General features: G+C 57.2%; 28 protein-coding genes. 12 read left to right on the top strand and 16 right to left on the bottom strand.

Annotated elements, in window-relative coordinates:
* The first annotated feature begins 66 nt into the window (after nt 1-66).
* Nucleotides 67-705, top strand: coding sequence for a DedA family protein (locus JAO29_RS04125; protein ID WP_334266906.1), 639 nt, complete (start codon nt 67-69; stop codon nt 703-705).
* 308 nt (nt 706-1013) lie between these two features.
* Nucleotides 1014-2357 carry an inositol-3-phosphate synthase gene (locus JAO29_RS04120; RefSeq protein WP_334266944.1) on the top strand — a complete coding sequence of 448 codons (1344 nt, stop codon included), beginning with the start codon at nt 1014-1016 and terminating at the stop codon, nt 2355-2357.
* 62 nt (nt 2358-2419) lie between these two features.
* On the opposite strand, the gene JAO29_RS04115 is transcribed toward JAO29_RS04120, so the two are convergent.
* The 6 genes from JAO29_RS04115 to JAO29_RS04095 all read right to left on the bottom strand — a co-directional run bounded on the left by JAO29_RS04115 (nt 2420) and on the right by JAO29_RS04095 (nt 6745).
* Entirely contained in the window at nt 2420-2758 is a 339-nt protein-coding gene (locus tag JAO29_RS04115; protein ID WP_334266905.1) for a hypothetical protein, read from the bottom strand.
* Nucleotides 2755-3903: a flagellar basal body P-ring protein FlgI gene (locus JAO29_RS04110; RefSeq protein ID WP_334266904.1), complete on the bottom strand. Its 1149-nt coding sequence runs from the start codon at nt 3901-3903 to the stop codon at nt 2755-2757. The genes JAO29_RS04115 and JAO29_RS04110 overlap by 4 nt, the downstream gene beginning before the upstream one ends.
* A 17-nt stretch (nt 3904-3920) precedes the next feature.
* Complete coding sequence (locus JAO29_RS04105) at nt 3921-4643, bottom strand: flagellar basal body L-ring protein FlgH (RefSeq protein ID WP_334266903.1); 723 nt, start codon at nt 4641-4643, stop codon at nt 3921-3923.
* Nucleotides 4640-4954 (bottom strand): flagella basal body P-ring formation protein FlgA, encoded by a 315-nt coding sequence (locus tag JAO29_RS23400; RefSeq protein ID WP_442886308.1) that lies wholly within the window; start codon nt 4952-4954, stop codon nt 4640-4642. Before JAO29_RS23400 ends, JAO29_RS04105 begins: the two co-directional genes overlap by 4 nt.
* Before the next feature lie 226 nt (nt 4955-5180).
* On the bottom strand, nt 5181-5969 hold the full coding sequence (gene flgG, locus JAO29_RS04100) for a flagellar basal-body rod protein FlgG (RefSeq protein WP_334266902.1): 789 nt from the start codon (nt 5967-5969) through the stop codon (nt 5181-5183).
* Between the two features lie 20 nt (nt 5970-5989).
* Nucleotides 5990-6745, bottom strand: coding sequence for a flagellar hook-basal body protein (locus tag JAO29_RS04095; RefSeq protein ID WP_334266901.1), 756 nt, complete (start codon nt 6743-6745; stop codon nt 5990-5992).
* Between the two features lie 117 nt (nt 6746-6862).
* On the opposite strand from JAO29_RS04095, the gene JAO29_RS04090 reads away from it, so the two are divergent.
* Together JAO29_RS04090 and JAO29_RS04085 are read left to right on the top strand one after the other, a co-directional pair.
* Nucleotides 6863-7267 carry a response regulator gene (locus tag JAO29_RS04090; RefSeq protein ID WP_334266900.1) on the top strand — a complete coding sequence of 135 codons (405 nt, stop codon included), beginning with the start codon at nt 6863-6865 and terminating at the stop codon, nt 7265-7267.
* Between the two features lie 2 nt (nt 7268-7269).
* On the top strand, nt 7270-7725 hold the full coding sequence (locus tag JAO29_RS04085) for a chemotaxis protein CheX (protein WP_334266899.1): 456 nt from the start codon (nt 7270-7272) through the stop codon (nt 7723-7725).
* A 71-nt stretch (nt 7726-7796) separates the two neighbouring features.
* Here the strand turns inward: JAO29_RS04085 and JAO29_RS04080 are convergent, their stop codons facing one another.
* The 4 genes from JAO29_RS04080 to JAO29_RS04065 all read right to left on the bottom strand — a co-directional run bounded on the left by JAO29_RS04080 (nt 7797) and on the right by JAO29_RS04065 (nt 11427).
* The gene (locus JAO29_RS04080) at nt 7797-8747 is read right to left on the bottom strand and encodes a hypothetical protein (RefSeq protein ID WP_334266898.1); all 951 of its coding nucleotides are present in this window, start codon (nt 8745-8747) and stop codon (nt 7797-7799) included.
* A 162-nt stretch (nt 8748-8909) separates the two neighbouring features.
* Nucleotides 8910-9830 (bottom strand): glutamate formimidoyltransferase, encoded by a 921-nt coding sequence (gene ftcD, locus JAO29_RS04075; RefSeq protein ID WP_334266897.1) that lies wholly within the window; start codon nt 9828-9830, stop codon nt 8910-8912.
* A 34-nt stretch (nt 9831-9864) separates the two neighbouring features.
* Complete coding sequence (locus tag JAO29_RS04070; RefSeq protein WP_334266896.1) at nt 9865-10596, bottom strand: acyloxyacyl hydrolase; 732 nt, start codon at nt 10594-10596, stop codon at nt 9865-9867.
* A 90-nt stretch (nt 10597-10686) separates the two neighbouring features.
* Nucleotides 10687-11427, bottom strand: a complete 741-nt coding sequence (locus JAO29_RS04065; RefSeq protein ID WP_334266895.1) for a YebC/PmpR family DNA-binding transcriptional regulator — start codon at nt 11425-11427, stop codon at nt 10687-10689.
* 386 nt (nt 11428-11813) lie between these two features.
* On the opposite strand from JAO29_RS04065, the gene JAO29_RS04060 reads away from it, so the two are divergent.
* Nucleotides 11814-12728: a hypothetical protein gene (locus tag JAO29_RS04060; protein ID WP_334266894.1), complete on the top strand. Its 915-nt coding sequence runs from the start codon at nt 11814-11816 to the stop codon at nt 12726-12728.
* A 259-nt stretch (nt 12729-12987) separates the two neighbouring features.
* Here the strand turns inward: JAO29_RS04060 and JAO29_RS04055 are convergent, their stop codons facing one another.
* The 4 genes from JAO29_RS04055 to JAO29_RS04040 all read right to left on the bottom strand — a co-directional run bounded on the left by JAO29_RS04055 (nt 12988) and on the right by JAO29_RS04040 (nt 16611).
* Entirely contained in the window at nt 12988-13503 is a 516-nt protein-coding gene (locus tag JAO29_RS04055) for a VOC family protein (RefSeq protein ID WP_334266893.1), read from the bottom strand.
* A 45-nt stretch (nt 13504-13548) separates the two neighbouring features.
* Nucleotides 13549-14847, bottom strand: a complete 1299-nt coding sequence (gene lysA, locus JAO29_RS04050) for a diaminopimelate decarboxylase (protein ID WP_334266892.1) — start codon at nt 14845-14847, stop codon at nt 13549-13551.
* A gap of 27 nt (nt 14848-14874) precedes the next feature.
* Nucleotides 14875-15186: a PspC domain-containing protein gene (locus JAO29_RS04045; RefSeq protein ID WP_334266891.1), complete on the bottom strand. Its 312-nt coding sequence runs from the start codon at nt 15184-15186 to the stop codon at nt 14875-14877.
* A gap of 126 nt (nt 15187-15312) precedes the next feature.
* On the bottom strand, nt 15313-16611 hold the full coding sequence (locus tag JAO29_RS04040; protein WP_334266890.1) for a tetratricopeptide repeat protein: 1299 nt from the start codon (nt 16609-16611) through the stop codon (nt 15313-15315).
* Between the two features lie 95 nt (nt 16612-16706).
* On the opposite strand from JAO29_RS04040, the gene JAO29_RS04035 reads away from it, so the two are divergent.
* Nucleotides 16707-17120: a hypothetical protein gene (locus tag JAO29_RS04035; RefSeq protein ID WP_334266889.1), complete on the top strand. Its 414-nt coding sequence runs from the start codon at nt 16707-16709 to the stop codon at nt 17118-17120.
* Here JAO29_RS04035 and JAO29_RS04030 read toward each other — a convergent pair.
* Nucleotides 17117-17647: a DUF1569 domain-containing protein gene (locus tag JAO29_RS04030; protein WP_334266888.1), complete on the bottom strand. Its 531-nt coding sequence runs from the start codon at nt 17645-17647 to the stop codon at nt 17117-17119. The two genes, JAO29_RS04035 and JAO29_RS04030, sit on opposite strands and share 4 nt — an antisense overlap.
* Between JAO29_RS04030 and JAO29_RS04025 the strand changes: the two genes are divergently transcribed.
* The 6 genes from JAO29_RS04025 (at nt 17646) to JAO29_RS04000 (ending at nt 25296) form a co-directional block, all read left to right on the top strand.
* Nucleotides 17646-17909 carry a hypothetical protein gene (locus tag JAO29_RS04025; RefSeq protein ID WP_334266887.1) on the top strand — a complete coding sequence of 88 codons (264 nt, stop codon included), beginning with the start codon at nt 17646-17648 and terminating at the stop codon, nt 17907-17909. The two genes, JAO29_RS04030 and JAO29_RS04025, sit on opposite strands and share 2 nt — an antisense overlap.
* 141 nt (nt 17910-18050) lie before the next feature.
* On the top strand, nt 18051-18317 hold the full coding sequence (rpsO, locus tag JAO29_RS04020; protein WP_334266886.1) for a 30S ribosomal protein S15: 267 nt from the start codon (nt 18051-18053) through the stop codon (nt 18315-18317).
* A 321-nt stretch (nt 18318-18638) separates the two neighbouring features.
* Nucleotides 18639-21032: a polyribonucleotide nucleotidyltransferase gene (pnp, locus tag JAO29_RS04015; RefSeq protein WP_334266885.1), complete on the top strand. Its 2394-nt coding sequence runs from the start codon at nt 18639-18641 to the stop codon at nt 21030-21032.
* A gap of 315 nt (nt 21033-21347) precedes the next feature.
* Nucleotides 21348-23216 carry an FG-GAP-like repeat-containing protein gene (locus JAO29_RS04010; RefSeq protein WP_334266884.1) on the top strand — a complete coding sequence of 623 codons (1869 nt, stop codon included), beginning with the start codon at nt 21348-21350 and terminating at the stop codon, nt 23214-23216.
* Between the two features lie 182 nt (nt 23217-23398).
* Nucleotides 23399-24460 (top strand): zinc-dependent alcohol dehydrogenase, encoded by a 1062-nt coding sequence (locus tag JAO29_RS04005; protein WP_334266883.1) that lies wholly within the window; start codon nt 23399-23401, stop codon nt 24458-24460.
* Nucleotides 24457-25296 carry an SDR family NAD(P)-dependent oxidoreductase gene (locus tag JAO29_RS04000; RefSeq protein ID WP_334266882.1) on the top strand — a complete coding sequence of 280 codons (840 nt, stop codon included), beginning with the start codon at nt 24457-24459 and terminating at the stop codon, nt 25294-25296. Before JAO29_RS04005 ends, JAO29_RS04000 begins: the two co-directional genes overlap by 4 nt.
* Here JAO29_RS04000 and JAO29_RS03995 read toward each other — a convergent pair.
* Nucleotides 25286-26542: an MFS transporter gene (locus JAO29_RS03995; RefSeq protein ID WP_334266881.1), complete on the bottom strand. Its 1257-nt coding sequence runs from the start codon at nt 26540-26542 to the stop codon at nt 25286-25288. The two genes, JAO29_RS04000 and JAO29_RS03995, sit on opposite strands and share 11 nt — an antisense overlap.
* Nucleotides 26543-26604: the final 62 nt, after the last annotated feature.

Here is a 26604-nt window from a genome sequence, read left to right as displayed (position 1 = left end):
TCTGGATCGCGCTGGGCCTCATATTAGCGCATCAGGATAGCGATTCAACCGATATACTGCGACTGCATGTCAGAGAAGATCATCACCATCCTTGCCAGTTTTATCATCTCCGTCATCTCTGCTGGCGGCTACGTGGGTGTTGCATTGCTGATGGGAATTGAATCAGCCTGTATCCCTCTTCCGTCAGAGATCATCATGCCCTTCGCGGGCTACTTGGTGCATACCGGACAACTCAAGCTTTTCTGGGTGGCAACTGCTGGAGCTATCGGGTGCAATCTAGGCTCCATACCCGCCTATTGGCTCGGAGCCTGGGGCGGACGCCCCGCCATTGAACGCTTTGGACGCTATCTCCTTCTCAGTCGCCACGACCTCGATCGAACAGAGCATTTCTTCCATCGGTTCGGCGGAATCACAGTCCTGGTAGCCCGTCTCCTTCCTGTTGTCAGGACATTCATTGCTCTTCCAGCCGGCATCGCGAGGATGTCACAGATAAGGTTTCATATCTACACATTCGTGGGCTCCTGGCCATGGTGCTATCTCCTCGCCTATGTCGGTATGAAGCTCGGAGATCGGTGGGATTCCGATCCGCGCTTCAAAGAGATCTTCCATCGCTTCCACCTGGCAGTGGAACTTGTCCTCGTTGCGGGTGTCGTCTGGTTTGTCTGGACACACTGGCGCAATCGCATGCGTGTCGAAGAAGCATGAAGCCCCTTCATGTTCCATTTTGAAAACAGCTTCGATCTGATCGCGGTGTGTAACGAAAGACCAGTTAAGCGAGAGTGGGCGCAGCCTTCCTTTCTCCTGAGTTGTCTCCATACTGTCCTTGAGGGAACTCGAAACCTTGGCCTGTCACTAGGAATAGCGCATGCGGAGTGTTGCGTTAGCGCTAAAGCCTCGTTAGCGTTTACGCCTGTAGAATCGGACACTTTGTTTGCGTTGCCCTTCTGCACTGCTACATACTGGCGCTTCCGCTAGCGCGGAAATTTGCACACATGAAGGGTAATCGCCAGGCAATGTCAACATCCCCCGCCGCCAGCAAAGAAGCGGCATCCAGCATCAAGCCCGCACAAGGAAAATTAGGCGTCATGATCCCAGGTATGGGAGCCGTCGCGACGACTCTTATCGCCGGTGTCGAAGCTATTCGTCGAGGCTTCGCAAAGCCGATCGGGTCCACCTCTCAGATGGGAACGATCCGATTGGGCAAACGAACCGAGGCACGCAGTCCTCTCATCAAGGACTTTGTTCCTCTCGCTGCGCTGGATGATCTTGTGTTTACAGGATGGGATATCTTTGGGGGCAATCTCTACGATGCTGCGAGGACCGCTCAGGTGCTCGATCGCGATCAGCTTGACCAGATCCGGCCCTTTCTCGAATCGATTGAGCCCATGCCTGCCGTCTTCAACCAGCACTACGTAAAGCGACTGGAGGGTAAGTCCGTTAAAACAGGCAAGAACAAGTGCGATCTTGCAAACCAGATCCGCAACGATATTGCCGAGTTCAAGAGCAGGACTGATCGACAGGTCATGATCTGGTGTGGTTCTACCGAGATCTTTCTTGAACAGACGGAAGTTCATCAGTCTCTTGCGGCTTTCGAGAAAGGTCTGCTCGAAGATGATCCAAACATCTCACCTTCCATGCTCTATGCATGGGCAGCGCTCAAAGAAGGCATTCCTTTCGCAAACGGCGCCCCGAATCTAACGGTCGACATCCCTGCGCTTCAGGAACTCTCCAAAAAGATGGAGGCGCCAATCTGCGGAAAAGACTTCAAGACAGGACAGACCTTCATCAAGACGGTTCTAGCGCCCGCCTTTAAGGTCAGGAACCTTGGAGTAGCCGGATGGTATTCAACCAATATTCTTGGCAACCGTGACGGTGAGGTGCTTGACGATCCTGATTCGTTCAAGACGAAAGAAGTGTCGAAACTAGGCGTACTCGAACACATCTTTCAGCCTGACTTGCACCCTGCGCTTTATAAAGATCTGTATCACAAGGTCAGGATCAACTACTATCCACCTCGCGGAGACAACAAAGAGGGCTGGGACAACATCGATATCTTCGGCTGGCTGGGGTATCCAATGCAGCTGAAGGTAGACTTCCTTTGCCGCGACTCGATCCTTGCCGCACCTTTGGCGCTTGATCTCATCCTCTTTATGGATCTCGCTGCACGAACTCCGTCGCTGCGGGGCCTCGGCATTCAGGAATGGCTGAGCTTCTACTTCAAAGATCCCGACTCGGCGCCGGGTGTCTATCCTGAGCACGATCTGTTTATCCAAAACATGAAGCTAAAAAACACACTGCGTCACGTCATGGGAGAAGATCTGATCACTCACCTCGGACTGGACTACTACGGAGAATAAGCTACTAGCGCGATCCGGAACATCACCTGACGGCTGCGGACACATCCTACGCAGCCGTCTTCTTATTCCTTCGCGATAGAACTATTCGCGATTGGAGTATGCGTCCTGTCGTGTTCGGACGATACCTGCTGCATCACCTGGCGGGCGATTCCCAGACCTCCACTCTGGGAGATCGCTTTGGCTACCGCCTCAACTCCGAAGCTGTTAATCGTGTCATTGCCACCGTCAGAATCATCTTCTCCGCCGCCTCCTTCGTCCCCACCCTGACCCGAACGCAGAGGCTTCAGCATCTCCTGGAGGAGCATGCCTTCGAATTGCTGGGCCGCGTCCATGAGCTTTTTGCGGCTGGCTTGATCGATATTGGATGGGTTGTCGCTGGATGTTATCTGCTGAATCATCATAAAACTTCAATCTCCGCTTCCAGGGCTCCTGCCGATTTCATCGCCTGCAGGATTGATATGACGTCTCTCGCTGAAGCTCCAATCGTCTGCAGACTACGAACCAGATCATCCACCGTCGCACCCTGTTTCAGCTCAATCCGATTGACCGGTTTGTCGAAGGCATCCACATTTGTCTGTTGCACTACCTTCGTTTTGCCATCAGAGAAGGGGCCGGGCTGAGAGACTTGAAATTCGCTTACAACGTTCACGGCAAGACCGCCATGCAAGATCGAAACGGGCTGGAGAACTACTCTCCCTCCGATCACAACCGTTCCGGTGCGTTCGTTGACGATCACTTTCGCGCGCGGATAGATTGGAACCTCAATCGACTCGACCTCTGCTAGAAAGGCTGGCACCTCCTCTCCAGGACTGACACTCAGGATGACCCTGCGGCTGTCCAGAGGATGGGCGGCAGATCTTTTGAGTGAGCTGTTGATCGCGTCGGCGACTGCCTCAGCACTTCTGAAATCTGCATCATTCAACAACAATGAGAATTGGCTCTTGCCCTCAATATCCAGTGGAACCGCTCGCTCCACAATCGCTCCAAACGGTACCCTTGCGGTGTTTGGATGATTCATCTGTTTAATATTGCCATTGATGCTGATCGCATATCCTCCTACGACGAGTGGACCCTGTGCTTGCGCATAGATCTTTCCGTCAGCCCCGTAAAGCGGAGTCATCAGTAATAGTCCACCCTCAAGGCTGCGAGCATCGCCGGCAGAAGAGACCGTAATGTCCAGTTTCGTCCCAGAGCGCGCAAAGGGTGGAAGCGTAGCCGCGACAAATACTGCGGCTAGATTCTGCACTCGGATAGCACCGGCAGGCACACTCACACCCATCCGAAGCAATGTCGATGCCAGGGTCTGGGTAGGGAAGGTGGTCTGCTGACTGTCTCCCGTGCCCTGCAGGCCGACGACGATTCCATATCCGACAAGCTGGTTGTCGCGTATGCCCTCGATCGAGGCGATATCCTTCACCCGTGCTAGCTTCTCGCTCGTATTGGATGCAACTGCACCCACGGCCAAGGTGCAACTCAACCAGACGGTCGAGACGATGAACCACAAGACCGCCTTTCGTGAAGGAAATAAAGCCGAAGAACTCGTCATAATCTATGTCCTCTGATCTAGAAGATCAGTACTCGTTGCAGCAGCCGTACCAGCGCATTTGGCCGGTGAGTGTAGTCGGTGATAATCCCTTTACCGCGAACCTGCAGCTCCAGGCTTGAGATGGCCGTCGACAGAATCTGATTCTGCTGTGAAATGTCTTCTGGCCGCACAACACCGTGAAGCACGATGGTCTGGGTCTGCTGGCTGAACTCAACCTGTCGAGCTGCCTCGATGACCAACATCCCGTTTGGGAGAACTTCGATCACGTGACCCCCAAGTACCGTACTTAGGCTTGAGTTGGTGGCGCTGGTTCCCTGGGCGTTCAAGCCGGAAGAAGACGTCTGGTTCACAAGATTCTGCAAGGCACTGCTGGCATGCAGAGGACCAAACAGGCTCGATACCTGTGAGCTGGCGTTTGAGGCTCTGCTGTTCTTGACGGTGCCATCCGTCGATGCCGCAAGATTCTCATCGACGATTACTGAGATCAGATCATGGGGCCGCATCGCCCGCACATCCGCCATCATGCGTGTCAGTCTTCCGCTATCCACCCAGATCGAGCCCGGCGCTGCCTGGACAGTCGAGTTTTCGGCGCGCACACGTGCGAGATAGGCGTCCAGCGATGCCTCGGCAACATTCGTTTTTGCATGGGGCTCTTGCTTAGAGGTCGGTTGGCCGTTTGAGAACAGTGAAGTTCCAGCCATTATGACCGAGAGAATCGTAATACCAACAGGACGCTTCATCGCTCCATCTCCACATCACGGGGGCCATGTATAAACCCGATGACCGTCTGTTCCTGCCCCGAATCGAAACCGGAGTGAAGCAGGCGCACCCTCACACGGCCCCCCTCTGCGCCACTCTCTTCTGCGCGCCCGGCTACCGTTATGCGAAGGTTCGGCTCCTGTCTCCAGAGCTCGAGGAGGTCTCCCGCATGCACCACAAGGAAAGGGCTATCTTTGTTCCGGGCCGGGTCCGTTTGAGAATCGGAAGACAGAGGCTCAATGATAGGCAACGCGATCGGAGGTCTTTCGGGGTATTCACAACTCGAGATCATCGCCCACCGCTGATGCAGGAGCGGATCCCATTGAACTGCCTTGATCCGATAGCCAGTCCCGCTCACCGGCAGCCCTCCGCCTTCAGATGGAGTAGCCACTTTCAACGCGAGGGCCGGCGTTGGAGCGCATGCTCGGACTGTAGCAATACAGTTGCTGCTGCAAGCAGTCAGGCAAGAAGCAGCGACCAGGCATCTCGAAGCGAAGGACATGAAGGTCATTGGAGTCCTACCGGACCAGGCCGTTGATTTGGGAATACATGTCATCGGCGACGTGAACCACTTTAGAGTTGCTCTCATAGGCACGCTGCGCGAGGATCATCTGAACAAATTCCGCGACGACGTCCACGTTTGATCCCTCCAGGTAGCCCTGCTGCAGCGTACCCATCCCCGTATTTCCTCCGGGTGTATCGGTGATGGGTACACCCGAAGCATCCGTCTGCAGGAACAGATTGCCTCCGATGGACTGTAAGCCGCCGGGATTTGCGAAGGTCGCCAACTGGATTGTGCCGAGCTGGGTTGGAGTCGCCTGACCGGGAATGGTTGCCGAAACGACTCCATACTGAGAGATCATTACGTCTTTGGCATTGGAGGGAATGGAGATTGAGGGCACCACAGGGTCTCCGTCGGCAGTGACTAGCAAACCCTGGTTTGTAGGGTGAAAGTTGCCCGCACGCGTGTAGGCGATGGTTCCATCGGGGCGTGAGACCTGAAAAAAGCCGCTGCCTTGAATCGCAATATCATAGGTGTTCGAGGTCTGGTTGTAGTCTCCCTGCGTCATGATGACCTCGGTTGCCGCTGAGCGGGTTCCAAGTCCAATCTGTAGCCCCGCGGAGGTCGTCTGCTGGGTCTGCGGAGACCCAGGCGTGATCATGTTCTGATAGATCATGTCTTCAAACTGGAGACGGCGACGGCGAAATCCTGCAGTGGCTGAGTTGGCGAGGTTATTCGCGACTGTATCCAGATTGGCCTGCTGCGCACTCATTCCACTGGCTGCTGTGTAAAGCGCTCGAATCATCTTGCTCTCCTTGAATCAACTCAGACGCGCGGAAGTTCTTCTGTCGCGGTCTTGTCCAACTCGTTGTTGAATACACTCAATGCCTTCTGCATCATCTCCGCCTGGCGCTGCACCAGTACAAGCTGCATCGAGCCATGGATGGCATCCTGGTTTGCTCCTTCGATCGCGCCTTGCTCAAGCACCCCTTTGGCGGCAATAGGCTTCTCTCCATTTGCGGAAAAGCGATTGGTACCCTCCGCGGTCAACGCGTAACGATTTGCGAAATCGAAGATTCCTATCTTTCCCACAATTGCGCTTCCAGCTGGCGTGGCGACAGACACGCTTCCATCGGGCGAGATGTGAACGGTTCCAGTGGGCACTGTGATCGGTTGCTGTTTTGCATCAAGGACCGGTTCGCCCGTACTTGTTTCGAGAACACCGGTTGAGGAGCGCCGGAAGGCCCCGTCCCGTGTGTAACGGACTCCACTGACTGTCTGTATGGCGAAGAAGCCGTCACCCTGAATCGCCGCATCGAGCGGATTTCCTGTCGCGACGATCTGGCCTTGTCCCAGATCCAACGCGTTCCCACCAAGGATGCCAAAGTCGTTGACCGTCTGGCCCACCTGCGAACTTCCTGGAGAGCCCGGCCGAAGGCTGTCGACGAGTACCCCACGGAAGAAATCACGCTGGGCACGAAATCCATTGGTACCGGCATTCGAGAGGTTGTTCGCTGCCGTGTCCAGGGCCTGCGCACGAGCCATGAGTCCGGTATAAGCCGCATAAAGTCCGCTGTCCATGCGAAGAGATGAAGCAGGTTCTATGCCAAAGCCAGAACGATTCCCGTTAGAGAGGCTTAAGCTTTCTCAGCCGCTCAAGCATTCCTTGATCCAGCCGATACAAGTTCATGAATAGCAGTGCGTGGAGGCCAGGTGCGAGCGTTGATAATTGATGATTCAGCGGTGATGAGAAAGGTGATCGAGCGGGCATTACGGCAGTCCGGCCTCGATCTGACAGAGGTTTTGCAGGCCTCAAACGGAGAGGAAGCTCTCGAGATTCTCCGCGGCGACGTCGCAAACCCCGCGAAGATCCGTCTGATTATGAGCGACATAAACATGCCTGTGATGGATGGCCTTCAGTTCCTCGAGGCACGGCGCGATCAGCAACTTGCGGTCGGCGTTCCTGTCGTCATGATTACCACGGAGGGAAGCGAGCCATTCGTTCTACGTGCTATTGCCGCGGGAGCACAAGGATACATCTGCAAGCCCTTCACGGCAGAACAGGTTAAAGCCCGCGTCGTTCCGCTCGTCGAGGCTGCTTAGCGATGACAGCATGGCAGACCAGACAGCACGACTGGATTGGACGGCTTGATTCAGCAGTTTCGGAGGTCTTCGAGATGATGCTCGAGCGCAACTGCTCGCCGGCTGAGATCGCGGAGGCGATCGCTCCGAGCATCTCCGCTCGTATTCTCTTCTCTGGAGCGATTCACGGCGAATGTGTTCTCTTGGCTAGCTCGGCTGTCGCCCAGGTAACAGCGGAGGCTTTGCTGGGAACGCCTTCCGATCCCGATGATCCTGCTTCCGCCGATGCAATCGGCGAGCTTTGCAATATGATCGCTGGAGGATGGAAGAGCAAGCTGGGATCAGAGGAAGCTCGGTGCACGATCTCTCCGCCGACCGTTTCAGCGCACAGCGAAGGGCTTGATCCCAAGACTGAGGTCGGGTTTCTGCGCTTTTATCGCTTCGAAGATCACGTCTTTGGCGTTCAGATGAATTTCTGAATGAGGTAGATCTTCCACAAAAAAGAGATGTGCTCGTGAGCACATCTCTTTTCCACTTGTTCCGGTGATTATTACCGGACGACGGTCTGAAACAACGGGGAACTGAGTAGTGAGGCAAACTGACTGTCAGAGGAGGAATAAGAGATAGTCAGGGTTCCTGAGTTGGAATCGATGGTCGTGGAATCGATGGCCGTCTTCTCGAGCGGCGTTCCCTGGGTCTTCTTCAGCAAGGACACTCCCTTGAGCAGGGTCGCGCAGGTTGCAGCGGTCATGGTGTCGCCCATAATCACGGCCATGTCGAACTTGACGCCATTGTCGAAGTCCATCGTGTAACGCGAGCTCTTCATGCGATTACGTACGGTGTCGTAGTCGGCCAGCTGCGAAGCATCTCCCAGGACAGATCGCATCATGGTCTGGGTGCCGCGCTGATCCAGAAGGCTCCAGACAGCATGCCGCTCGACCGCCAACATCTCATTCGCCATGTCACCGTTCTCTAAAAAGTTAGAAGCAATGCCGTCGCGAGCGTCGAGAGCGGCTTTTACAGCCGCGCGGTCGCCAAAGACCATTGTGGTCTGATTGAGGAATACGACACTCATTCCGTTTGAACCCATCGGATAGATACTGTTGTTCCGCAGGATCGTGGGCTTCACTTTATTCTTAGTGAAGTTTGCCATGATCTCGCGCGTATGAAACTGCCCCTGTGCCACACCCATGATGTGAGACCCCTGCGAAGAGGCACTATCCCGGAAGGCCGCGAAGGTGAGGACGTCGGCATCCTGGTCCACCTTCAGGCCGGAGGTCTTGAGCGCCGATTCGAGACGCTTGAGCTCAGGGGGAAGAACCCTGTCTTTCAGCTCCATAGCTGCTGAGGAGTTCTGCATCGCGCGATAGTCGACGGAGATGATCTGCTGAACCTCGCGCGGAATTGCACCTTTCGCGTCACTCGACAGCTGAGCTGCTGAACAGAGACCAGCTGTGAGAAGGGGAAGGGAGCAGGAAAGAATGAACTTTGTTATTGGCACGAACAACTCCTTGGGGGCTCTTTCGAGATCCAGCAGTCCGGGAATCCGAACTGCTTTCTTATTTTTTCGTGATCAGCGGAGCGAAGCAAGCCTCCTGGACTGCCACTTTTGACGCACGACCTCTCAAAAGGTCTGATTCTCAGCGTTATACCTGACGGAAACCTACTCTACCGGCCAGTCAAGCGGATTCACAAGCCGACGTTCTACGACCTTGAGTGCCGGATCGAAGTCCGGGATCCGGGAGATCCATTCGGCTCCTTCTTCGAAGGCGGCCTCGGGAATCAAACCAATCAGCTCACTGTCGTCCAGCTCCGCACCGTAGCGAAATGCCAGCTCTTTGAGCCGGTTATAAACCTTCGGCATCGGGGTGGCGAGATGGTCCGTGATGTTCATGCTCACCTGGGCTCGATCATTCGCCAGTACGCCCAGCGCTTTTACCCCATGCAAACCACCGTTGGAGGCGCGGATGTCTCGCGCTATGGCACGCGCAGCCGTGATGTCGGGCTGACGCAGGTGAACGTTATAGGCGATCAGGAAGCTACGAGCTCCCACCGCAGACGCTCCTGCGGTCTCATGAAGATCCGGGCCGCCGATGTCAGGACGGCGGCTGGTCTCCCGTCGCACGGCGTCGCGGAGTCCTTCAAACTGACCTCGGCGCACGTCCTCGAGCTGCACGCGATCGGGTCGGGCAGCGCAGGCTCCATAGAAGTAAACGGGGATACTGTATCGGCGCCAAAGGTTGAGGCCCGCCTGACGGGCGAGCAGGGCGCAGTCAGCGAGAGAGGCTCCCCGAACCGGGATGAAGGGAATGACATCTGCAGCGCCGATGCGCGGGTGAACGCCGCGTTGGCGCGTGAGGTCGACGAGTGCTGCAGCCTTGCCTGCGCCACGGACGGCCGATTCGAGAACAGCTTCCGCTGGACCGGCGATCGTGACGACGGAGCGGTTATGCGCGAGGTCCAGAGACCAGTCGAGAAGGCTGACACCGGGTACCTGCATAGCGTGCACAATGCGGCTTACCCGGGAGAGGTCCGTTCCCTCGGAGAAGTTGGGAACGCACTCGATGATTGCATCGGAGTTCATAGATAAGAGACCTGGAGCGGAAAGCTCCTCGTTATTACTTCCACCACGTGTATCCGAGGGAGAATTGTATGCTCGCGTTGACTCCAGGATTCTTATCGCCCAGCGAGGACGATGAGATGTGGATCGCATTGGCGCCGAAGTCGAGAGAGCGATTCGGTCTCAGAAAATAATGGAGACCAACTCCGAATTGAGGGGTGAAGTTCCAGACGCTGGTGTTGGCGGCAGAACCATTGGTGATCTCGTTGTAGGGAGGCCCGCCAACAGCTGGATATTTGTGATTCGTCCAGATCATCCCGCCTCCGCCCTGCGCCCATGGAACCAGCTTGCGGCGACCCGATCCTGTGAAATTCCAGCGAAGCAGGATAGGGGTTATCGACAGACCGGTGTAGGTGCCACCGACCTCATAGGCTGCCGAGCACGCGCCGGGCGCGGTACATTTACGACGTTCGAAACGGGGTGTGTAGGACTGCCAGAAGGGAAAGAACTGGATTCCGTACTCGAAGTTACCGTGCAGTATCCCAGGGCCGACGTTGGGAGTCAGGACTTTGCCGGCCTGACCTCCAAGCATGAAGAACTTAAAGCTGTCCCGGTCTTCGGTGACACCAAGGCCGCCCTGGGCGATCGCGCCGAACTCGAGAGGACGATGGGTTGAGGTGAAGGCGGTCGGAGCTGCAGCAGCGGCCTGACCGCAGGCTGGAGTCGTGGTGAACAGGGCGGCGAAAGGCAGTAGGCAGAAAGCTGAGATACGAAGAAAGATCCTGGTCACTGCGTGGGGCTCCGTTCAAGATGAAATTGCAGATGCAGAAGAAAGGCCGCCAGACGATGGCGGCCTTCGAAAGAGGTTGACCGCTTGGATCTAGCTGGCTACCGGAGCCTCATCCATGTCGAAGTTGGAGTAGACGTTTTGCGTATCGTCGAGATCTTCCAGAGTCTCGAGCAGGCGGATCATGGCGTTGGCCTGAGATCCCTCAAGTTTCGTGTACGTCGAGGCGATCTTGGTCACCTGTGCCGTCTCCGGGGCAAGCCCGGCGGCCTTGATCGCGTTGGTTACGGCCTCGAAGTCCTTGGGATCTGTCAGTATCTCCCAGTTTTCTCCCTGATCAGAGAGGTCCTCAGCTCCTGCTTCCAGAACAATCTCTGTCAGCTTGTCCTCTGAGGCGGACGACTTTGGTACGGTAACCAGGCCTTTTGTTGTGAACATCCAGGCTACCGCGCCTTCGGCACCGAGGTTGCCGCCGTTTTTGGAGAAGGCATGACGTATCTCACTGACCGCGCGGTTCTTATTGTCGGTGAGGACGTCGACGATGACGGCTACGCCACCGGGACCGTAGCCCTCGTACGTGATCTCTTCGTAGCTGACGCCTTCGAGCTCGCCGGTACCGCGCTGGATGGCGCGCTTGATGTTCTCGTTCGGCATGTTCTCGGCTTTGGCTGCGGCGACGGCGCCGCGCAGACGGGGATTACCGTCCGGATCGCCTCCGCCGAGCTTGGCGGCGATGGTGATTTCCTTGATCAGGCGAGTGAAGATCTTTCCACGCTTGGCGTCGAGTGCGCCCTTCTTGTGCTTAATTGTCGCCCATTTAGAGTGGCCGGACATTTACAACCTCATTTTGATTTGTTTCGCCTGCGTTTCGACAGCATGTATCGACCTTGAGATTTTAGCACGTCGGAAGGGCACCCGTTCCCCCGCCACATTTCGTGCAAAGTCTTCGAATCATGTGACTTAGGTCTGGACCTCGAGAAAACGACCCTATTAGGAGGTGTGAAGTCCGGAGAGGACTGATCTTTACCTCTCCCTAAATTATAGCGATCCGGAGGATGCAAACCGGCAAATGGAACTGCTTGAATGGATTGAGGATATTGGGAGAGAGGGATTGACGAACGCCGATAGCCAGACAAACAACTCCTTGAAAAGGAATTCAGGGTCGCGGTTGCGCTTTATCGGGATGCGTCGTCCAATGACCACGACTGGTGGGGGCGACCATGAAGCTGCGAGCGGGGCGGATCAAGGTGCTGGGTGGGGTTGCCGGGATGATCCTCCTCTCGTGTGGAGGGAGCACGGGACAGGAATGGGGTGCCGGGCGAGGCGGTCCCGGGCGACTCCCCGTGTCCTACTCACAGACTCTCGATGTGAGTGGGGCGACGATCCAGGTCGATTTTGCGGGCGGAAGACTGGACGTTGGGACTCCCGCAGCGGTGGCCTGGGTCCAGAATGCGGCCACGGCTGTGAGTACCTATTACGGTCGGCTTCCGGTGAAGACCGCGCGAGTGCTGGTGATGTCAGTCAGCGATCGCGACGGTGTTCTGCAAGGCACCACCTGGGCAAACAGGACCGGGTTCCCGGGCTTCACAAGGATGCGACTGGGAGAACACACGACGGAGGAGCAGCTCGTCGAGGATTGGACGATGACGCATGAGCTGTCGCATATGGCCTTTCCCAGCCTTCCGGATGAACAGCACTGGATGGAGGAGGGAATGGCGACCTATGTGGAGCCGATTGCCCGGGTCCAGGCAGGACAGCTTACGGCGAAGCAGATCTGGAAGGACATGATGGAGGGAATGCCCAAAGGCGAACCCGGGCCGGGAGATGAGGGCCTGGACCGGACACATACCTGGGGGCGAACGTACTGGGGTGGCGCCTTGTTTTGCCTGGTGGCTGACGTGGAGATTCGCAAAGAGACGAAGAACCGCAAGGGGCTGCAGGATGCTTTGCGTGCGATTGTCGAGCAGGGTGGAACGATCAACCAGGACTGGCCGATCACGCGCGCGTTTGAGGTGGGGGACAAGGCCACGGGGGACTCGTGTGCTCGAAGAGATGTATGGCAGGTGGAGCACGTCGCCGGTGACGTTGGACCTTGCTGGATTGTGGAAGGAACTGGGTGTGCGGCTGGTGGGTGATTCGGTTGAGTTTGATGCGAAGGCCCCGCTGGCCAAGGTGCGGGAGGGGATTACGGCGAAGAGGTAGTTCCGGTTGGGTGGCTTTGGGGGATACCTGTTGTTGTTCCGGGCCGAGGGGTTTGGCTCAGACTCCGGCGTAGGCGGAGCACTAGAAGCGACTGCAGATTCTTCGACTCCGCTGCGCTTCGCTCAGGATGACACATTCGTTTGGGGAGTACGGGAGAGTTCGGGGGAGATTCGGGAAAGTTTGAGATTTCGTTTAGAGATCTTTCGGGCCCTCGGGCAAAGATTCTAGAGGTTCGGAGGCGCCCAGGAGGTGGTGGAGGTCGAGCGGGCGCGTGTACATGGTGAGCTCGCCTGAGGGTGAGTGGGGCCACTGTTCGCGGGGGCGGTCCCAGTAGAGCTCGACTCCGTTCTGGTCGGGATCGCGCAGGTAGAGAGCTTCGCTGACACCGTGGTCGGCGGCCCCATCGAGCGGTATGTGATGAGCCAACAGGGTGCGTAGAGCCTGGGCCAGAGATGCGCGCGTGGGATAGACGATGGCGAGATGATAGAGGCCGGTGGTGCCTGGAGCAGGGGGGTTGCCGTCTTTGCTCTCCCAGGTATTGAGGCCGATGTGGTGGTGATATCCGCCCGCGGAGATAAAGGCGGCGGAGTTGCCAAAGCGATGCATGAGCTCGAAGCCAAGGATGCCACAGTAGAAGTGAAGGGCGCGGTCAAGATCGGCCACCTTGAGGTGGACGTGGCCGATACGGGTCTCAGGGGGCAGCGGCATGGCGATTGGATGCCCACATCTGGGCAGCGGGTTCAAGGAGCGCGGTTAGAGAATCTCCTGGGCGAGGAGATCGCGCATGGTCTCGCGGCGGCGGGCGAGGGTGACTTGGGTGCCTTCGATGAGGACCTCTGCCGGGCGGGGACGGGAGTTGTAGTTCGAGGCCTGGGTCATGCCGTAGGCACCAGCGTCGAGCAGAGCCACGAGGTCGCCGGGTTTGACCTGGGCGATGGCACGATCGCGGGCGAAGAAGTCTCCGGATTCGCAGACCGGACCGACGATGTCGGCGGTGATGGTTCTCTTGCCGGAGGGCTGACGGACGGGGAGGATCTCGTGGTGCGCGTGATAGAGCGCGGGTCGAATGAGATCGTTCATGGCGGCGTCGGTGATGATGAAGGTCTTGGAGCCGTTCTGTTTGACGACGAGGACGCGGGTCAGGAGTGCTCCGGCCTGCGCGACGAGGAAGCGCCCGGGCTCAAGCAGGAGGTGCGCGGTTTCGCTGGCGAGACCTTTGGCGAGGGCCGCGGCGTAGCGGTCGACCTGGTGGGCGGCGTTAAACGGGGCGTCGGAGTAGTCGATGCCGAGACCTCCACCGGCGTCGATGGCGCGGATGTCGTGACCGTCACGACGGAGCTCGGCGACGAGCGAGGTGACACGCTCGAGGGCGGCGGCGAAGGGGTCGACCTTGCGGATCTGAGAGCCGATGTGGACGGAGACGCCATAGGCCTCGAGCCATTTGGATTTCGCCGCGCGACGATAGAGAGAGCGAGCGACTTTGATGTCGATTCCAAATTTGTGTTCGCTGAGGCCGGTGGAGATGTAGGGGTGGGTCTCGGCGAAGACGTCCGGGTTGACACGGAGGGCGAAGCGGGCGCGGACTTTGAGAGCCTGGGCTCGGGCGGCGAGCAGATCGAGTTCCATCTCGGATTCGACGTTGAACTGGAGGATGTCGGCTTTGAGGGCGGCGTCGATCTCCCAGGGCTGCTTGCCGACTCCGGAGAAGACCACTTTTTTGAGTGCGGGTTTGTGAGCTCGACGGACGCGCTCAAGCTCTCCACCGGAGACGATGTCGAAGCCAGCGCCCTGACGCGCGAGAAGGCGGAGGATAGCGAGCGAAGAGTTTGCCTTGACGGCGTAGCAGACGGTATGGGGCCGGGAGGCGAAGGCCTTTTGGAAGAGCTGAAAGCGTTCGGAGATCTGGCTGGCGGAGTAGACATAGAGAGGCGTGCCGTGTTGCTCAGCAAGAGCGGTGAGGCTGACACCGTCGCAGTAGAGGGAGCGGTTGCGGTAGACAAAGGGACGGGCGGCGGCGGAGGTCGCTGGGCTGGCTGCGGTCTTCTTCTTCAAAACGAGAATGCTCTCTCTTTCGGGGCTCTAGATATTGCTGTAGGGAAGTGCGTAGGGTTCTTCGGGGATGATGATCCAGGCTATGAGATAGGCGAGGGCGCCGGCACCACTGAGGCAGATGAGCGCGGTGATAATGCGCACGACGAGGACATCCCAGTTGTATCGCAGAGCAAAGGCCGCGCAGACGCCGGCGATCATGCGGTTGTTACGGGGGCGGAAGAGCTGGCCTGCGACAGGAGGAGGCGGGTAAGAGGCAGCCTCCACATTGGTGGGGGCGCCACAGGAGGAACAGAAACGGGAGCTCGGTTCCAGCTTCGATCCACAACGTGTACAGAACATGGGAGATTCTCCGGGAGAACAATATTTTTACATAAGGGGATACGGTTGCGGAGGAATCATGGTTCCGTCGTTGGATCGACAGAGTTGGGGAGGGCCGGGATAGGGAAGTTACGCGGAAGGCGAGGCTCAGGTTCCGGTGTAGGGTGAGTTCAGATATTTTCTCGCGGCATCTGCCTGGGACTGGTCGCCGCCGCCGGAAGAGGCCTCTTTGTACTGCTGAATGGCTTTGTCGCGCTGATGGAGCAGGTCGAACATCTGGCCTGCATTGAGTTGGGCGCGGCGTTTGAGCCAGTCGCTGCACTTTGGCTGAGCGGCTGCGTTGAGGTAGTTCTGAGCCGCCTGGGCGATTTGATTCTGGCCGCGCTGGGTATCGGCGAGACCGAAGTAGGTCATCTGCAGGCGGGGATCGATGAAGAAGCCGGGCTTTCGAGCATCGTCCAGGACTCGCTGGTAGGTGGCGATGGCGGCGGGACCGTCTCCTTTGTCTTTGGTCAGGTTGGCTTCTTCAAGGCGAAAGAGATAGTCGTGAGGGAACTGCTGCGCAAGTCCGCGCTGAACGGCGAGAGCTTCGGGATAGCGGCCATCGTGCCGGAGGAAGAGGGAGAGCGCAGTGCGGCACTCGATAGGATTGACGATACCCTTGGCTGCACACTGGCGAAGGAGGTCCAGACCCTTCTCTTTATTTCCGGTGACGCCGGTGATGCCGATCATGATGCGGAGGAGACGCGGAAGGGAGGCGACGGCGAATTGCTGGATGCCGACCGCCATCTTTGCGTCGGCGTAGTCGGGATCGATGCGGAGTGCCTGCTCACTATCCTGACGGGAGGAGAGTCCCTGGCGCGCTGCTCCAACGAAGCTGTGATCGGCCAAAGTGATGAAGGCGGCATGCATACCACGAGCGTAGCCGCGAGCGAAGTAGGCGTTCGCGTCATTGGGATTGTTTTTAATCTGACGGTCAGCGAGATTGACGGCGGAGTTGGTAAGCTGCTCGATGCGGTCTCTCGTCGCCTGGGGTACGGGTACGTCTCGTTTTGACGAAAGAAATGAATCGTGCGCGTAGTAAGTCGTATCCAGAAGATCCTGATGGTAGAGTTCACGAAAGATGAGAGTCATCAGGATGTAGTTTGTCGCCATCGGATTATCCGGATGAGCGCGCTGGATGGCTTCAAAGTGGGAGAGCGCGTTGTCGTAGTCGAGGTTGTAGAAGAGTACGTGGGCTTCGCGAACCTCAGGAGAAAGATTAATCGGGTCCGTATGAACGCTGGACGGCTGGGCGTGCGCAGGGAAGATTGCGAAAAAAGAAGCTGCAATCAGAACGACGCTGCACAGGAGGGGCCACTCGCGTGGATGAGAAGCGGGCATCCTGGAATGAGCAGTGGGAGCAGTATGCACTGTGGGCTCTTTGCAATTGTTATAAAGACGCATCTGCCGTTTAGACGCCTCCACTCGTAGACTATCGCGTTTACGAAGGGAAAGACTGGACGGCAGTATCTCTCGAAGACGAAGCGGAAGGATTCTGGATGACAAGATTGGAACTGCTGCAGGTGCTTGTCGGACAGGCACACTCGAACGGATTTCCCTTCAAGAAATGGTACATCTCGAGGCTCGGACGCTCGTGGACGAGCTCCGAGGAGGCTTTCGAGACCCTGGCATCTGAGAGGCGGTATTACGCGCTGTTGTTTTCGCATGAGTTTGCGCAGAACTTCTGGAAGGCTGGCGAACTGATGACCTTTCAAGTCCCAACACAGACGTTTAAACGAGCGATGGCGGATGGAAGCGTGCGTGTGGTGACTCGCAAGGCCTATACGCGCCGGAGCGCGAGAGACGATGTGTGGCGCTATCATCTGCGCGAGATGGCCGTGGCGGAAGAACCGCTGAAGTACATACGCCGATTCCTGCGGGTCGAGGAAGATCTGGATGAAGACGCGAGCTAGAAGCCGTATGGACGGCGGATGGCGAAGATCTGGCGGATGTGATGACGTCCGTGCAAGAGATGGAACTTTCGCCATTGAGTAATGCTAAGAGGACCGAGAGCGAAGTGAGAGAGGCAGGGGACGGCCCCGAACCGGCTCTGCGCATAGTTGAGAACGCCATCCATGGAATCGAGGGCCGCTGCTGCAGCGCTGGCCAGCTGCCTGCCGTCAACAACCGGATCGGGTGGGATGGCTGAGGGCGTGACGAGCGACGGAGCCGGGCGTCCGCCGGGAAAGAATCCGAGTTGCAGCACCACGAGACGAGCGGTGAGTTGGGAGAGGGTCGCGGTGGAGCGGGTGGGATTGCCTTTCTCGAGCCTGCCCTCAATTGAAGCCGAGGTAGAGGAGTAGGTCAGCAGGAGATGCTGGACGATCTGATAGATGTCCCAGCGGTCGGGGCTAGCGGGTGGGCGCTCCAGGATCTGGGCAGCAGAAAGGTCGCTGATAGACCGATCAAGCTCGGATTTCAGCTGCTGAAGGGGATTCATGCGAGTCTCCAGGCAAAGGTACACTGGTGATGTGGTGGATGGCATCCGATTTCTGTGGAAGGCGACCAAGGGGTATCGCCTGGCTCCATGGCGCAGTCCGTATCTGCGGTGGAGGCTTGAGACGTATTCGGGGAAGAAGGCTGACTCGCTGAAGGCAAAAGACTTCTGGGAACTTTTGTGGGGTGAGCGCGGACAGGTTCTTCGATTTTCGCGATGGCTCAGCGAGATGCGGGGATATGCACAGGACGGTGATGGCGGTTGAGAGCTGCTATTCATGGCTGAAAACTCTCGAACAAGAGGTACTTAGAAAGAGTCGCGGGAAATTGCTCCTGCGGGACGGCAATGCTATCCTTACTGGGACACTAAGAGTGGACTAGAAGAAGATCAGGAGTATACGAAAGCTGTGTTAGCACCTGCTAAGAAAACAGATATCATTACGAAGTTTCGCACCCACGATTCCGATACCGGGAGCCCCGAGGTTCAGATCGCGATTCTGAGTGAACGCATCGGCGAGCTGACCGAGCACTTCAAGACTCATAAAAAGGACCACGGATCGCGCCGCGGGCTGTTGATGCTCGTGAGCAAGCGCCGTCGTCTGCTGGACTATTTGAAGAAGTGCGATGCCGACCGCTACCGCGAGGTGATCGGCAAGCTGGGTATCCGCAAGTAACCGCATCCCGGAGACATCATTCAAAACCATGGAAGCATGCTCGGCCCGTTTCATTCCGGCGGCAGGTTTCGTGCAGGGCCTAAGGGCGCCTTGTGGCGGGAGCCGGTAACCATGGCACTCGTGGCAGGAGAACGATTCGCCATGAAGGCCGCAGGCTGCAAGTCAGCCATGCCGAGGTATTCCATCAATCATTCAAGAAAGTGCAGCCCGCAGACGGTCTGAAGGAGACCGAAGGCGAGCTGCGCTTTTTCGCGCCCGTCCGGATGGACCGCGCGAATACGACTTCCGAATTAATCGATAGCGAAGAGAGAGAGACTGACTATGAAGCAGGACGTGACTGTAGAGCTTGCCGGCGGCAAGCAGATCAAATTTGAGACAGGGCGCATGGCGAAACAGGCCTCTGGCGCTGCGCTGACCACGAGCGGAGATAACGTTGTTCTCGCCACGGCTGTAGCCTCACCCGATCCCAAGGAAGGCATCGATTTCTTCCCGCTTACGGTTGAGTACCGCGAGTTTACGTACGCCGGTGGACGCATCCCGGGTGGATTTATCAAGCGTGAGGGACGTCCCAGCGAGAAGGAGATTCTGACCAGCCGCCAGATCGACCGTCCGATCCGTCCGCTGTTTCCGGAGGCTTTCCGTAACGAGACGCAGGTTGTGGCTTTTGTCTACTCCGCAGACAAGGAGAATGATCCGGACGTTCTCGGAATTAACGGCGCCAGCTGCGCTCTGGCACTGAGCGACATCCCGTTTCACGGCCCTGTGGGCGCAGTCCGCATTGGTATCGTCGACGATCAGTTCATCGTGAACCCGACCTACTCGGAGCGCGAGAAGAGCACCCTCAACATCATGGTGGTCGGAACGAAAGACGGCATCGTGATGATCGAGTCGGGCGCCAAGGAGATTCCTGAAGAGCGCGTGGTCGATGCGATCGAGTTTGCGCATGGCGAGATCAAGAAGATCTGCTCGGCAATTGAGGATCTGGCTTCGCGTGCAGGCAAGCAGAAGCGCCTGGTGACTGCGATTGAGACCGATACCGAGTACCTGAACACTCTGAAGGCAAAGATTGGAACCCGCCTGGCAGATGCCCTCGACACGCAGAAGCATCCCAAGTTCGACAGCTATGCCAAGGTCAAGGAGTTGAAGGACGAGTTGAAGCGTGACCTTCCTGAAGGCGATGCGGACGCAGCCAAGAAGCTGAGCAAGTACTTCGAACTGTTGCGCGAGAACATCTTCCGTGAGCAGGTGCTTAACGATCGTATTCGTCCCGATCACCGCGCCTTCGATGAGATCCGTGAGATCTCAATCGAGGTAGGTGTACTGCCTCGCGTACACGGCTCGGCACTCTTCACGCGTGGTGAGACCCAGGCACTCGTTTCGGCAACGCTTGGAACACCGGATGACGCACAGCGTCTTGAAAGCTACGAGGGCGAGGTCAAGCGGCGTTTTATGCTGCACTACAACTTCCCACCCTTCTCAGTCGGTGAGGTTGGAAGGATGACGGGCGTAGGCCGTCGCGAGATCGGTCATGGCGCACTGGCTTACCGGGCAATCGAGGCTGTGCTCCCGGGCGAAGATCAGTCGCCTTATACGTTACGCGTGGTCTCCGACATTCTCGAGTCGAACGGATCCTCCTCCATGGCAACGGTCTGCGGCGCATCGCTTTCCTTGATGCAGGCAGGTATTCCATTGAAGGGCGCAGTAGCCGGTGTTGCCATGGGTCTGGTTAAGGAAGGCGAGAATTACGCCGTCCTGACCGATATCGCAGGTGCGGAAGATCACTACGGCGATATGGACTTCAAGGTAGCGGGAACGCGTAACGGCATCACTGCGCTGCAGATGGACATCAAGATCATGGGAATCACGCCGCAGATCATGCGTGAGGCCCTTGAGCAGGCCCGGCGTGGACGCCTCTTCCTTCTGGACAAGATGGACGCGGTGATTGCCGGGGCGAGCGAGGAGAAGTCCAAGTTCGCACCTCGCATTCACACCATGCAGATTCCCACGGACAAGATCCGCGACCTGATTGGGCCGGGCGGTAAGGTGATTCGCGGAATCATCGAGGCGACGGGTGTAAAGATCGATGTGGACGATACCGGCCGCGTGAATGTGGCTTCCAGCGATCCAGACGGTCTTGAGCGTGCGATCCAGATGATCAACGACCTTACGGCGGTGCCTGAAGTGGGTAAGACCTACCTGGGCAAGGTCGTCCGGCTGGCTGAATTCGGGGCGTTCGTCGAGATCTTCCCTGGAACCGACGGTCTGTTGCACGTCTCCGAGATTGCCGAGCATCGCGTCAAGGACGTGAAAGACGAACTGCGTGAAGGTGATCAGATCCTGGTCAAGGTTCTCGCGATCGAAGGCAATCGCATTAAGCTTTCACGCAAGGCAGTTCTGCGCGAGCAGCGTGCGAAACTCGGGTTGCCTGAACCCACGGGCGCGCCGGGCCCTGATGGTGAGGGACATGGACGCGCACCGCAGGCACCGGCTGGTGAGCCAGAGGGAGTCGAAGACGATGAAGAATTCGACGAAGACGATGAGGGAGGCGAGGACGAGCCAAACACCGACCGCACCGACGCAGTCCCGCAGGGAGGACCTCGTCCAGCAGGACAGGGTGCACCAGCAGGCCAGCGCCGCCCGGGGGGTGGTGGTCGCCGCCGACGTGGTGGTCGCCGCGGTGGCAGTGGAGCTCCGCAGGGCGGGGGCAACCACTAATCTCCAAGTTAGAAAGACGGGAAGAGGCTGCGCACATAGCGCGGCCTTTTTCTTTGGGGCCAAGGCTCTCTTCGCGGTCAACTGCGGGACCGAGAAGACCGAGTTATAGCTTGTGCTTGACGCAATGAGGATGAGTCTCTAACATTTCGCTTGTTTCTTTATACGCAATTGCAATGTCTCTTTGTGCAACAGGCGATCGCAGTTGGAGATCAGCAGTTCTCCCGAGACTCGATCGCTGACATGAAGAGTTTTTCAAGCGTGGTGACAGATACCTGGAGGGATATGCGTTGCTTTTGGTTTGGAATGATTCTATGCATGCTCAGCGCAGTTCCATGCTCTGCGACCGGCCCCTCTTTTCATCCTGATTCCAGCGTCCACATGGATGACCTTCATCAATGGAAGACCCTGGGTCAGGCAAGCTGGAGTAGCGAGGACGGCCAGTTGGTCGGGAAGGGCAACGATACGGGAGGATGGTTAATCTTCGATCACTCGTATCAGGACCTTGATCTTTATACAGAGTTCGAATGCGAACAGAAGTGCGACGCCGGCATCCTGGTTCGTGCGGAGAGACAGAAGGACGGCTCTCTTGCCGGTTCCTACATCTCTTTGAGCGAGTCGAAGCCAACAGCATCTCGCGTGGTCACGGATACCACGGGCAAGATCACTGACCGGACTGCCCTCGTAGATGGGGGAGGGTTGTACAGAGTAGCTCCGGAACCTACGGCGCACACAAATGCGCCACGTCCTCCGATGCGAATGACGCGACCGGCGGATCTGCCGCTGGTGCCGCCCGATAGCGAGCGACGCACAGGTGATTGGAACGTGCTTGAGATTTTTGTCGATGCAAATACGGCGCGTTCGTTCCTGAACAACGGGCGCGAATATGGGTCAATGGTACAGGAGGGATACGGCCCGATTGCACTGTACGTGGGTGCGGGAACGACAGTTCGCTTTCGGCACAGCGGCGTAAGAGATGCTTCTCTGAAGACGAGGGAAGTAGGGAAGGTTTCTCCAAGATTTCGCAAGCAACAGCTCAGTGACTTCTACTACTCGTGGGGAGCGGCGGCAGCCGATTTCAATCACGATGGTGCAATGGATGTCGTGGCAGGTCCCTATATCTACTACGGTCCGAATTATCTGACCTCCCGAGAGATTTACCTTGCCCAGCCAGCGAACCCGACGACGGAGTTTGCGACTGAGGGAACGATGCAGTATGCAGCCGACTTCACGGGCGATGGCTGGCCGGACGTAATCACCGTAATGTTTGGCGGGGGGCCGGGCGTGCATCTTTACGTCAACCCAGGGAATGAAAACAGGCGATGGGATAAGTACACCGTTGTCGATCACGTGCAGAGCGAGATTGCCGTCCTGCGAGATGTAGACGGAGACGGTCAGCCAGAGCTGGTGTATTCGGGAGAGGGTCGGGTCCGGTATGCAAAGCCTGACCCGAGCAATCCAACGGGCAAGTGGATCATCCACACCGTCTCAGAAGATGGCTATGGGGCCGCACATGGTATTGGCGTGGGCGATATCGATGGTGACGGGAGAATGGATATCGTAAATGCATATGGATGGTGGCAACAGCCTGCGGCTGGTGCGGCGAATGGGCCCTGGGCATACCATCCAGCAGCTTTCGCGAAGTACGCTCGCGGCATTATGGGCGGGAGCGTGATGGCTGTGTATGACGTCAACGGAGATGGCTACAACGATATCGTAACTTCGCTGGATGCTCATGGCTTTGGACTGGCATGGTTTGAGCAGAAGCGAGACGCCCAAAAGAAGATCTCTTTTGTCGAACATATGGTGATGGACGACTTCTCCACAAAGAACGCTGGAGGGGTGACGTTCACCGAGCTTCATGGTTCCACGTTCGCCGACGTTGATGGCGACGGGCTGATGGATTTCGTGGTCGGAAAGAGATATTTCTCGCACCTGGATACAAATATCGATCCTGATCCCAGGGGTGCGCCAGTCTTGTATTGGTACAAGACTGTGAGGGATCCAAAGGCTGCGGGTGGAGCGAGACTGGTCCCGGAGCTGATCGATAATCACTCAGGTGCGGGTTCCGATGTTCTGGCTGTCGATCTGAATCACGATGGGGCCGTCGATATCGTGACGTCGACACGTTTTGGAAGCTTCATCTTCTGGGGTAGTCGACCAGGCAAGCAAATGGGCGGTCGGTAAGCTTCGAATAGCCGGAGCCGAAACTCAGCTCCTGTAAGTAGTGGGTGGTTCGTGCAGGCAGTACTAGTAGTTCAGACTGCCTGCGAGCGCAAGAACAGGAGCCGGGCGAGTGCGATGTTGCGTGAGAGCGGGAATTGAGCTGAGCCACATCGAGTAGCCCCACTCGTGTACATTTGATAGCCATGAATGCTCTTTTACTGTCGGAGTACCGGCAACTCGAGGTCGTAGATTTTCCTGTACCAGAGGCTGGTCCGGAAGAGGTTTTGTTGCGCATCGAGGCGTGCGGCATCTGCGGGAGTGACGTACACGGCTACGATGGATCCTCTGGCAGACGGATTCCGCCTCTGATCATGGGCCACGAGGCGGCGGGCGTGATCGAGAAGATCGGCGCGGGAGTCACTGAGTGGAAGGAGGGAGATCGAGTGACGTTCGACTCGACCCTCTATTGCGGCCAATGCCAATACTGCAAACGTGGGGATGTCAACCTGTGCGATTCGCGGCAGGTCTTCGGCGTGTCGTGCAAGGACTATCGAAGACACGGAGCCTTTGCGGAGTATCTTGCGGTTCCGACCCGAGTGCTTCATCGTCTACCAGCCGAGTTGCCGTTTACGGAAGCGGCGATGATCGAGGCTGTCTCGGTTGCCCTGCATGCTGTCGCCGTCTCGAAGATCCAACGCGGTGAGACGGCACTGGTTCTGGGCGCGGGCATGATTGGGACCCTCATTGTGCAGGCTCTCCGTGTAGAAGGAGCTTCGCATATCTTCGTGGCGGATCCGGATAAGAGCAGAGTAGAAGCGGCGAAGAGGTCGGGTGCGCATACGGGGATTCACTTACAAAGTGAAGGAAAAGGCTCCGATGCCTCCACTGTTATCCAGGAGAAGTTTCCGGATGGAGTCGATCACGTCTTCGAAGCGGTGGGGTTTGGAACGACGGTAAACACCGCAATTGCTTCGGTCCGCAAAGGTGGAACGGTCACGCTGGTTGGAAATATCGAAGCACAGGTTTCGCTACCACTTCAGGCAGTGGTCACGCGTCAGATTCGGCTGCAGGGCTCTGCGGCATCAGCGGGAGAATACCCGAGAGCGATCGAGCTGATGGCATCACGGCAGATCGATGTCTCCTCGTTGATTAGTGCCGTGGAACCGCTTTCCAGGGGACCGCAGTCGTTCGATCGCCTCTACAGAAAAGAGCCGAATCTGATGAAGATTATCATCACTCCGAATTCAAACGGGATTGCTAAATGATGCAGGCTGAGACCGCTTCTACATCTGGAAGAACTCCTTACTTTGATCTATCGGGCCGGGTTGCTCTTGTGACAGGAACAAGCCGTGGACTGGGTCAATATTTTGCGCGAGCGCTGGCGCGTGCCGGGGCTGATCTGATTTTGACGAGCCGCAACAAGGAGACCCTGCAGCCTTTTGAAGAGGAGTTGCAGGGCATGCAGTGCCGCTGTGGGTCCGTCTCGCTGGATGTCAGCGAAGAGAACTCGATCCGCAGCGCGGTTGCAGAGGCTTCGTCCATCTTCGGCAAGATCGATATCCTCGTGAACAACGCAGGGATGAATATCCGCAAACCGGCGATCGATGTGACCTGGGATGATTGGAATCGCATTCTAGATACGAATCTGCGTGGATCTTTCTTTGTGGCACAAGCTGTGGCAAAGGGAATGATGGAGCGAGGATATGGCCGCATCATCAACATCGGGTCTGTTACCTCTGTTGCCGGATATGCGGGGCTTGGACCGTATGGAGCGAGTCGAGGTGGGATCCGGCAGCTGACGATGAGCCTTGCAGATGACTGGGGACCGCATGGCATTACAGTGAACTGTCTCGCACCGGGGTGGTTCAAGACATCACAGAACAAGATCATGTACGAGAACAAGGAGTGGGTCGAGTACCTCTGCGATCGGATTCCGCTCAAGCGTCCGGGAAGGCCGGATGACCTCGACGGTCCTGTGGTGTTTCTGGCATCTGAGGAGAGCCGCTATGTGACCGGCCAGACCTTACTGGTCGATGGAGGCATCTCGACTGGGGCCACGCGAGCTCTTCCTGCTTCTCCGACAGCGACTCCTAAACAATGAGACTGTTATCAACGTGAGCGGCCGAAATAGGTTCGATTCGCCCCATCAAAAAGATGTAGCTTGAGACGCCGATCACGATGATGATGCCAGCGACCAGGAAGGCTGCTTTGAAAGAGTGGGTCCAGGTAGTCAGGTAGCCGGTCGCTATCGGCGCGATGATCGCTGCGATCTGATTGGACTGGTTCATGATGGCTCCTACTCTTCCCGTACTGCCTGGCGGGACCAGGAGGGAAGGGAGAGTCCAGAGCACGGGGGATGCGGCTGACAGACCACTGAGAGACAGGGTAAGGCAGAGGAGAACAAGATGCGCTTGCTGGAAGAAGGCAGGGGCAAGCACAAAGATTCCCATGCCTGTACCGACGATCAGAATAGATTTCCTCACTTTACTGGAGTCGTAGCCGCGCCGGACGAGGGCGTCCGTCAGCATTCCTCCTACGCCAAACCCCACTACGGCTGCGGCGACCCATGGAACAGAAGACCACAGGACTGACTGTCGGCCCGTCATTTTTAGGCCCTTCTGCAGATAAAAGGGCATCCATGTGAGGAGCAGATAGAAGCAGTAGTTATAAGCGCCGGAGCCGATGGCCGCCGCTATCACCTTTCGCTCCCTCAAGAGAGCAGTGATCCCCAAAGATGCAGCCATGGGCTCCGAACCGGTCGCCGGGATTGCAGTCTGGGGAGCGACGGGGTCACGATAGAAGTGGGCAAACAGGATAGCGTAGAGAGCGCTCAGGAGCGTTGTTACTGCGAAATTCGCACGCATCCCGAAGTAGAGCAGGATGAGCCCCAGCACCGGAGTTCCCAACCCGATGGCAAGCTTTGCGGCAGCGTCAAACACCGCTGTAGGCACGCCTCGCTCTTTTGGCGGAAACCACAACCCGATTGCCTTGGCGCAGGCAGGGAAGGCAGGTGCTTCACCGATTCCCAGCAGAAATCTCGCTGCAAACAGAAACCCGATGGTGGGAGCTACGGCTGCCATTCCGGAAGCAATTGCCCATAAGGCGATGGACACAAGCATCACACGTCGCACGCCGAAGCGATCGAGGAGCGATCCGCTTGGCAACTGCATAAGAGCATAGGTCCAACTGTAGGCTCCCAGCAGGTAGCCGAACATAATGTCAGAGATCCCGAAAGTTTGTTGCAGCGCATCATGAGCGATGGAGAGGTTAACTCTGTCGAAGTAGTTGACGAGGATGCCGATCCCCAGAATTATGGCGATCGTTCCGCGCTTTCTTTCAAGAGTCATTCCCTGGGTCTCCGTGTGTCTGCCGACAGATAGAATTTTTGACTGGTGCAAATCTCGAAAAG

The sequence above is a fragment of the Edaphobacter sp. HDX4 genome, assembly GCF_036877565.1.
Lineage (GTDB): Bacteria > Acidobacteriota > Terriglobia > Terriglobales > Acidobacteriaceae > Edaphobacter.
This window is presented reverse-complemented; position numbering and strand designations above follow the sequence as displayed.